Below are 1,269 nucleotides of genomic sequence, written 5' to 3'. Positions count from 1 at the left end.
AAACATCAATCTGTCGTCATTGCCCTAATCCTCGGTTACACCCTCACTTTTTACCTGTACTTTTTCTTAGGCGGACATTTTCTTTTTTCGTCGTTGGTGACGATCAACCTACTCTTGACCATGGTTGAGTTCGGTGTTTTTTGGTCGTTCTTTACCTACGCCTTATCAATGACTTTTTGCTTTTACATTGATTTGATAACGGCAGGGAATGACCCTTTTAAACTCCACGCTTTAAAAGAATTTTTCATTCAAAGTACGTTTTTATTTTTGTTCAACCTGTTTATTTACAAAGGGCTACGCTCTATCGAGTGTTATTGGCATGGCATTTGGCAAACACAATATGAACAGGTGGAAAAGCTTGAACGATTACTCGAAATCGACGAGCTCACTGGGTGCTATTCCCGCTTTAAAGGCAATCAACTGATCGAACAACAGATTCAACGTGCCCAACCGTTTACTCTGTTGTACATCGATCTTGATGGCTTTAAAGCCGTGAATGATGAATTTGGTCACGACGCCGGAGATAAGGTGTTGCAGATCACCGCCCAACGTATTTTGCATCTGTTAGACGACGGCCAGTTCGCGACACGCATCGGAGGCGATGAGTTTATTCTGTGCCTGCCAAACATCGAAGACACCAAGGAGTTAGAACAGTTTCAGTCTTTGCTGCATCACGCATGCAGTGCACCCATTTTTATCCATTTTCAAAACGTTCACATCGGTTTAAGTGTTGGTATGGCTCGCTTTCCTCATGAAGGAAGCTGTAGCGATTCCTTAATTCAACATGCTGACCAAATGATGTACCTCACTAAAAGATCAAGAACATAAAGTTTTGGCTCGGTCCGAGCCGCTGAGAAGCACTCAAAAATATAATAATTTCAGGACGTAGATATATGGTTAGTAAGTTAGAATTTTCGCATGCAGTGGCTGCTATTCGAAAGGAAAGGGGGTTAACTCAAGGCCAATTAGCGGATGAGCTAGCCCGAAGTTACAGCGCTTTTGAAAGCTTAAATCAACCCACATTAAGCCAGTGGGAAAGCGGTAAAGTAACGCCCAGTTTGCTCAAGCGGCTTGCTTTCGCTCACTACATCGGCAAGCAGTATCAATACACCTCCAGCGAATACAAACGGGTCAAAGCTTCACAAAGCAAAAGCATCTATTTGAGCTTTAAAGACATTGTTTACGAATACCGTGTAACCGATGTGAAAAATTGCGCCCTTAGCCAAATCAGTTTGACGGAATATGAGCAAATTAACGCCGTACACAAAC

The 1,269-nt window shown here is 42.7% G+C and carries 2 protein-coding genes; both read left to right on the top strand.

Annotation, left to right across the window (positions count from 1 at the left end; all coding sequences use genetic code 11):
* The coding region (locus R7Q48_RS24285; RefSeq protein ID WP_318132650.1) for a GGDEF domain-containing protein at window positions 1–828 on the top strand (828 nt) is incomplete at its 5' end.
* Window positions 829–893: 65 nt separating this feature from the next.
* Window positions 894–1,269: helix-turn-helix transcriptional regulator (locus R7Q48_RS24280; protein ID WP_318132647.1), on the top strand; the 376-nt coding region annotated here is incomplete at its 3' end.

The sequence above is a fragment of the Vibrio sp. 378 genome, from assembly GCF_033339435.1.
Note: the sequence above shows the minus strand (reverse complement) of the source record. Positions and strands in the feature narration are given on the sequence as shown.